Annotated in this window: 6 protein-coding genes and 2 pseudogenes; 6 read left to right on the top strand and 2 right to left on the bottom strand. The window is 50.8% G+C overall.

The annotated features are described in order from the left end of the window. From ACVBEF_RS19815 to rapZ, 6 genes and pseudogenes are all read left to right on the top strand, one after another. A pseudogene (locus ACVBEF_RS19815) lies at positions 1-410 on the top strand (threonine ammonia-lyase, biosynthetic); the annotation flags it as partial. Between the two features lie 102 nt (positions 411-512). Next, positions 513-1,349 (top strand): NADPH-dependent 7-cyano-7-deazaguanine reductase QueF, encoded by an 837-nt coding sequence (queF, locus tag ACVBEF_RS19810; RefSeq protein ID WP_447125637.1) that lies wholly within the window; start codon positions 513-515, stop codon positions 1,347-1,349. Positions 1,350-1,500: 151 nt separating this feature from the next. Then, a complete protein-coding gene (locus ACVBEF_RS19805; protein ID WP_447125636.1) occupies positions 1,501-2,091 on the top strand; it encodes a hypothetical protein in 591 nt (196 codons plus the stop codon). Between the two features lie 130 nt (positions 2,092-2,221). Continuing rightward, positions 2,222-2,695 carry a PTS sugar transporter subunit IIA gene (locus ACVBEF_RS19800; RefSeq protein WP_447125635.1) on the top strand — a complete coding sequence of 158 codons (474 nt, stop codon included), beginning with the start codon at positions 2,222-2,224 and terminating at the stop codon, positions 2,693-2,695. Positions 2,696-2,827: 132 nt separating this feature from the next. Next, on the top strand, positions 2,828-3,778 hold the full coding sequence (gene hprK, locus ACVBEF_RS19795; RefSeq protein ID WP_447125634.1) for an HPr(Ser) kinase/phosphatase: 951 nt from the start codon (positions 2,828-2,830) through the stop codon (positions 3,776-3,778). 162 nt (positions 3,779-3,940) lie between these two features. Beyond that, positions 3,941-4,804, top strand: a complete 864-nt coding sequence (gene rapZ, locus ACVBEF_RS19790) for an RNase adapter RapZ (protein WP_447125633.1) — start codon at positions 3,941-3,943, stop codon at positions 4,802-4,804. A 1-nt stretch (position 4,805) separates the two neighbouring features. Here the strand turns inward: rapZ and mutY are convergent, their stop codons facing one another. Next, positions 4,806-5,969, bottom strand: a complete 1,164-nt coding sequence (gene mutY, locus ACVBEF_RS19785; RefSeq protein WP_447125632.1) for an A/G-specific adenine glycosylase — start codon at positions 5,967-5,969, stop codon at positions 4,806-4,808. Next, a pseudogene (locus ACVBEF_RS19780) lies at positions 5,970-7,089 on the bottom strand (GTPase); the annotation flags it as partial.

Genomic DNA, 7,089 nt, shown 5'->3' with positions numbered 1-7,089 from the left:
TCTCCGACTCAGTAGTTCTATGCCGAGTACCACGGACAAGCACGAATCGATCTAAAAACTTCGAAAAGCACGGCTTCAGCACGCTCGATCTGACTCACGATGAACTGGCCAAAGTACATATTCGCCATTTGGTCGGCGGCAAAAGTACGTTAGCGCAGGATGAGTTGCTGTATCGCTTTGAGTTTCCCGAGCGTCCCGGCGCGCTGTTGCGCTTTCTCAATAGCATGGCCCCGAACTGGAATATAAGTTTGTTCCACTATCGCAGCCAGGGTGGTGATGTCGGGCGCATTTTGATTGGTTTGCAAGTGCCGAAAAAAGAAATGAAAGCGTTCCGCGCGTTTCTTGCCAGCATTGGCTATCGTCATTGGAACGAGACCGACAATCCGGTTTATAAGCTATTTTTGGGTTAAAGCCCTATTTGGTAGAGCCGGAACCCTGATTTTCCGGTTTCTTCCGACAAAAATGGCGCTATCTGGCAAAATGTTGTGTTTGTGTTTAAGCCCTAATTGACCATGACCACTCCCACTACGCCAGAATTCTCACCGCTCGGCAAACCCGCCGCCTACAAAGCCGAATACGATCCGACGCTGCTATTTTCTATTGCGCGCTCGGGTAAGCGAGAAGAAATCGGTATCCATGGCACATTGCCGTTTTTTGGTGTCGATATCTGGAATGCCTACGAAGTATCGTGGCTCAATCTGCGCGGCAAACCGCAAGTCGCCATCGCTACTATTACTGCCCCGGCCGACTCGCCTAACATTGTTGAATCGAAGTCGTTCAAGCTCTATCTGAACTCGTTCAACCAGACCAAACTGACCGACAGTGAGGCGCTACTGACGCTATTGCGCGCAGATTTATCGCTGGGATTTGGCTCGCCAGTGCAGGTTACGCTGACCACGGCGGACGCATTTTCGCGCCAGGTTATTAAAGAGCCCCCAGGTCTGCTGCTTGACCGTCTGGACATCGAAGTCACCCAATATCAACCCAACTCAGCCTTACTCACCACCGACAAGAACGCCGTCCCGGTGAATGAAACGCTGGTATCCCACTTGCTGAAATCAAATTGTCTCGTCACCGGACAGCCTGATTGGGGCAGCGTACAGATTCACTATGTTGGCACGCCCATCGATCAAGAAGGTTTGCTAAAATATTTGATCAGTTTCCGCGATCACAATGAGTTTCACGAACAATGCGTTGAGCGCATCTTCGTCGATATCATGCAGCATTGTTCTCCTCAAAAATTGTCGGTCTATGCGCGCTATACCCGCCGCGGCGGACTTGACATCAATCCATGGCGCTGCAACTTTTCAGGACCGCCGCCGTCAAACTTCCGTCAAGCGCGCCAGTAATTTTTTTGGCGCGCAGTTTTTTTGCGCAAATAGTTGTAAAAAAAATACACACTTCTCTGATCATTGACGCCGCTCAGCGCCTGTTGAAAGGTGTTGTTACGCCAAAATGTTTACTTTTTAATATGGAATACTTTTTATCTGACGAATGCATATGTCCCGAAAATTTCTATACTCCGGCATCGCCGCCATCACAGCTTTTTTCATGCTGTCTGCTGTAATACCATCCGCATACGCACAAGAAACTACCGACAGCAGCGGCTGGTGGCAACAAACTAAAGATCGGCTTGGCAATATTGCCGACAATGGCACCAATGCCGCCTATATCTCCGGCTACGCCTATCATGGCCGCAACACCTACACACGCGAACGGATAGACGAACTCAATGAGAAAGCGTGGGGCGCAGGTGCCGGGCGCACTTTCCGTAATGCCGATGGCAATGACGAATCGCTATTTTTTCTGGGCATCACTGACTCGCATAAAAAACCGCAATTAATGGCTGGTTACGCTTACGAATGGGTCTTCCCTATCGCCAAATCCCCTCTCGAATTGAGCGTGGGCTATACGGCGATGCTGGTCAGTCGTCAGGATTATTTTGGCGGCGTTCCTTTTCCCCTGCCACTGCCGATCGCTGGATTCGGTACTAAAAAAGCTAAATTGATGGCGTCCTACGTCCCGCGTTTATCTAGTAATAAAGGCAACGGTGACGTTTTGTTGTTGTTTGCACGTTTTGAGATTGAATAGAACACAAACTGATGTAGTCCCTTTAGCAAGCACATCTGGCGATCTGCTTTGCAATCGGTGGTGCTACCGGCAAGATTCAGGCCTATAATTCCGCACATCATCCCTATGGTGCAGAAAACTGATTCGTAAAATGACTAATCTTGCAAAAATCCTGCCGACTCAAAACGTCGTTCTGGATCTGGAAGTCTCCAGTAAAAAACGTGCTTTTGAGCAAGCCGGACTGATTTTCGAAAACAACTGCGGCATTGCCCGCTCTACCGTTTCCGAAAACCTGTTTGCGCGTGAGCGATTGGGATCGACCGGACTTGGGCACGGTGTGGCCGTTCCCCACGGACGCGTAAAAGGCCTGAAAGCTCCGTTGGCAGCTTTTGTCCGCTTAGCGCAACCGATTCCATTCGAATCCCCTGATGGGGAACCAGTCAGTTTGCTGGTATTTTTGCTGGTTCCGGACCACGTCACCCAACAACATCTGGAGACACTCTCCGAAGTTGCCGAAATGTTTTCCAGCGCAACCTTCAGAGATATTCTCAATACCGACCCTGATCCGCTTTCAGTACATGCAAGGCTGCTCGCATGGCAGCCTATGAATACCGAAAATGCCTGAAATTGGTGATGAAATCGTGAAGAAATCGCAAGATACGCAACGATAAAAGACATTAGCCACTAAATGACGATTATCAACGCGTAGTATTGACCGCACCAAAACCGCGTCCAACCGCATCTAATGGCCTCCACTATGCCCTCAAGCACCCCGCTCTCCATCCAGCAACTCTACGAAGATAATCGTGAATCGCTGCAATTAGGCTGGTTTGCTGGATTTCCTGGTGGTGAGCGACTCATTTCCGGCGATGCGGCCTCGGCTGCCGATCAAGTTGGCCATTTGAATTTAATCCACCCTGGACGGATTCAGGTTTTTGGTCATCAAGAAACCCAATATTACAAACGTCTGTCCGAGACCTCGCGCGCCTATCAAACCTCCGAGTTAGTCGCCGGTGCGCCACCGGCATTTATTATTGCCCAAGGGCTGGCAACGCCGCCGGATATCCTCGATGTGTGCGACGAAAAAAACATTCCTTTATTTTCGACGCCCTTGCCTGCCGCGCAAGTAATCGACTATTTGCGAGTGTATTTATCCAAAAAATTGGCGCAACGCATCACGATGCACGGCGTTTTCATGGATGTACTCGGCGTCGGCGTGCTCATCACCGGAGAATCCGGCCTGGGGAAAAGCGAGCTTGGTTTGGAGTTGATTTCGCGTAGTCACGGTTTGGTGGCTGACGACGCTGTCGAATTTGCGCGCATTGCGCCCAATATGATTGAAGGACGTTGTCCGCCGCTACTCCAAAACTTACTCGAAGTACGTGGCTTGGGACTACTCGATATCAAGACCATTTTCGGCGAAACCGCCGTCCGTCGCAAAATGCGATTGAAACTCATCGTCCATTTAGTGCGCCGCGCCACGCTGGAAGAAAACTATGAGCGCCTGCCTCTCGATGCACATTTCGACGATGTGTTGGGCTTGCCAGTACGCAAAGTCATCATTCCAGTCGCCGCTGGACGCAATATCGCGGTACTGCTCGAAGCGGCGGTACGCAATACCATCCTGCAATTGCGCGGAATCGACACCTTAAAAGACTTCATTGCCCGTCAACGCGCCGTGATGGATAGCGAAAGCGATACTTACTAAAATCGCGTCAGAAAATCCCGGACCGTACTCCGGGATTTTTTACCCCAAGAACAATCTCAATTTTGAATGCGATAGTTCTTCCTACACAGAAGATACATTCTGTTTTTTAGATTTTTCTCGTCACTTTCGTGCCATAAAACAATGTTGCGGTATTATTTGTGCATGCGCATAATTCTTATCACAGGCATTTCCGGCTCCGGCAAATCAGTCGCTTTACGCGTTCTTGAAGATGCCGGCTATTTTTGTGTAGACAATCTACCGCCAACACTTTTACGCGAATTAGTTGCCACCAGGATCAATGAAGGGGTGCAAATGCTAGCCGTGGCGACGGACGCCCGCAGTGCTGATTCGTTGGCTGGTTTGCCTTCCGATATTCAACAATTACGGGCCGAAGGTCACGACGTGAAGGTTATTTTCCTGACCGCCCAGACTGAAGCATTGATCGCCCGTTTTTCCGAAACCCGCCGCAGTCACCCGCTCTCGCATCGTCTGCGTCCCGGCCAGAATCCATCGGACCGCCTGACACTGACCGAATGCATCGTCAATGAACGCGAATTGTTGGTCGAGATCGAGGGCCTTGGTCATATCATCGACACCTCTGATTTAAGCACCAACAAACTACGTAGCTGGATCAAAGGCCTGGTCGATTCTGAACATGCGCCGCTGACCTTGCTGTTCGAATCGTTTGCCTTCAAACATGGCGTGCCGCTTGATGCAGATTTGGTGTTTGACGTGCGCATGCTGCCCAATCCGCACTACGATCCGGCATTGCGCCCGCTCAATGGCCGCGACCAACCGGTGATCGACTTCCTTGATGAGTTGCCGATGGTCGCCGACCTGCTCAATGACATCACCGCCTTCATCGCCAAATGGCTGCCTTCATTCAAACAGGATAATCGCAGCTATCTAACGGTCGCCATCGGTTGCACCGGCGGACAACACCGCTCGGTCTATATGGTCGAACATCTGGCAAAGCATTTTGAGGTTAGCGAGCGTGTAGTGCGCCGCCATCGCCAGCTAAACTGAGCTAAGCAGGACTAAAAAGATCGGCCTCACGGAACATTGCCAGCAATAATTTCTTCACCGGTGCTGGCAACGGTGCATCCGCCAACTTATCGGCGGCATACCAAACATACGACGATTGCGCCGCCATCTCAAGACGGCGTGCAAGCTTGATTTCAAAAGGGGAAATCTGCAATTTAAAATGCGTAAAAACGTGCAAGAAAGTTTGCAACGGCTCGCATGAAGCAACCACCCCAAAGGGAGCCGTCACACGCATTACCGATGACGCAATATCCTGCCCCATATCAAACTCCGGCAACGACAGCAATCCACCCCAAATACCGCTATCCGGTCGTTGTTCCAGCAGCACCTGATTGCGGTCCACGATCACCAACATCCCGGTTTGTTTTTCTGGAATCGCCTTCTTCGGTTTACGCACCGGCAACTCTGCCACGCGATCCGCTGCCAGCGCCACACAGCGCTGCGCCAAGGGACAAGTTGGGCAAGCAGGTTTGCTGCGCGTACACAGCGTCGCGCCCAGATCCATCAGCCCTTGGGTATACGATTCCACCCCCTGCTCGGGCAACAAAGCCACCGCCCGACGCCACATTGGCTCTTCGATTTGCTTGGCACCGGGATAACCGTTGATGCCGAATACACGCGCAAATACGCGCTTCACGTTTCCATCCAGAATAGCTGCCCGCACGCCGTAAGAAAATGCCGCGATGGCAGCAGCGGTGGAGCGGCCTATTCCGGGAAGATCTTCGAGCAACAATGGATCACGGGGAAAAGCGCCGCCATATTCCGCCACCACACGCTGCGCGCAGCGATGCAGATTGCGCGCCCGGGTGTAATAACCCAGCCCGGCCCAATGCGCCATCACCTCTTCGCTCGGTGCGGCGGCCAGACTTTCCACCGTTGGAAAGCGTGACATAAATTTTTGATAATAAGGAATGACCGCGGTCACCTGGGTCTGCTGAAGCATGATTTCAGAGAGCCAGACGCGGTACGGATCGCGTGTATTTTGCCAAGGTAAAGCGTGCCGTCCATGCTGCTTTTGCCAGTCAATGACAGCGTCCGAAAACGACGAGTCGACAAATAACACGTCCGACGCCTCGATGGGATGAGCCCCCCTACTATTTTTTTTAATATTGGCAACAACACTGTTACTACTTAAAACACGTTTCATTTACGCCGCAACTTTCAACAATTCCAACTCCGGTTCAAGCGCATTTTTCAGCGCCTCTTCATGCATATTCAGCGTCACTCTGTGCGCCTCAAGCTGCGCGTACAAGGTTTCGATGCTTTGAATTTTTTCTTCCAGACTGCCAACCGCTTCGTATACACGCTCAATGGCTTCCAGACGCTGCTTAAGCTGTAATTTATGCGTGCGAATTTGTTCTTCCAGTGGTGCCATCACCACTTTTAACCATGCATCAACATCACGATTCGCTTGCAGAAAACTCATTCTGACGCGCGAAGCAATGGCCTCAAAAAATCGCTGCATTAATACGACCTGGCTAGTTTTAAGCAAGGTGACCGCTCCAAACTGACGCCGGTAAGCGGCTTCAATCAGACTAATTTCCTGACGATATTTATCGAGCGAAAAAGGCATAGGGGTCGACAACGCCAAGCCATGCTCAGTCGAAAACTTACGGTACATAATCGACATCATCGCGGCGATTTCATCCGTTTTTTTGCCGGAGTCAGCCAGATTGGTCTGTGCCTGATCAAAAAAAGTCTTCACGGCCGAACGCAGGCCAGCGGTAAAAATACTGTCTTCCATCGCCACGCGCGTCATACGAATTTCTTCTTTCAGAACGCCCATACCGAGCGTCTCAAATACACCGAAAGAGAGCCGCGCAAATACCGTGCGTGTTCCCTGTAACTTCACCAGACTTTCGTTAAATTCTTTTTTCTCAATATCAATGCGTTTCATCATGTAACTGACGATATTTTTATTTTTACCGCGCAGACTTTTGAGCTCTTGTAATTGCTCCAGCGTATTGCGTATGCGCAAGTTAAGGTTGGCTTGTTTTGCCTGCATCAGCGGCGTTATATCGGCGAGTAATTGGGCACTGATAATGCTGCGTTTTGCGGGAATCAAAGCGTGGGCCAAGGCGCTCTCCAGCACAGGCAAACGACTTTTTTTCAATAATGCGTGTTCGGCATTAATCTTCGCCACTAAACCTTTTTGCGCAGAAACCGGATACACCTGCGCGGTCGATAAGCCCAGCGTGCGCGCCACCGTTGTCGTGCCAGTAATACCTTCAGACAGCGCACGCCAACGTTGTGATACGCAAAGACCA

The sequence above is a fragment of the Glaciimonas sp. GG7 genome (assembly GCF_052976905.1).
Note: the sequence above shows the minus strand (reverse complement) of the source record. Positions and strands in the feature narration are given on the sequence as shown.

Coding starts and splice junctions, on each gene's coding strand:
- queF (WP_447125637.1), top strand. CDS start 513: ATGACCACTCCCACTACGCCAGAATTCTCACCGCTCGGCAAACCCGCC.
- ACVBEF_RS19805 (WP_447125636.1), top strand. CDS start 1,501: ATGTCCCGAAAATTTCTATACTCCGGCATCGCCGCCATCACAGCTTTT.
- ACVBEF_RS19800 (WP_447125635.1), top strand. CDS start 2,222: ATGACTAATCTTGCAAAAATCCTGCCGACTCAAAACGTCGTTCTGGAT.
- hprK (WP_447125634.1), top strand. CDS start 2,828: ATGCCCTCAAGCACCCCGCTCTCCATCCAGCAACTCTACGAAGATAAT.
- rapZ (WP_447125633.1), top strand. CDS start 3,941: ATGCGCATAATTCTTATCACAGGCATTTCCGGCTCCGGCAAATCAGTC.
- mutY (WP_447125632.1), bottom strand. CDS start 5,969: ATGAAACGTGTTTTAAGTAGTAACAGTGTTGTTGCCAATATTAAAAAA.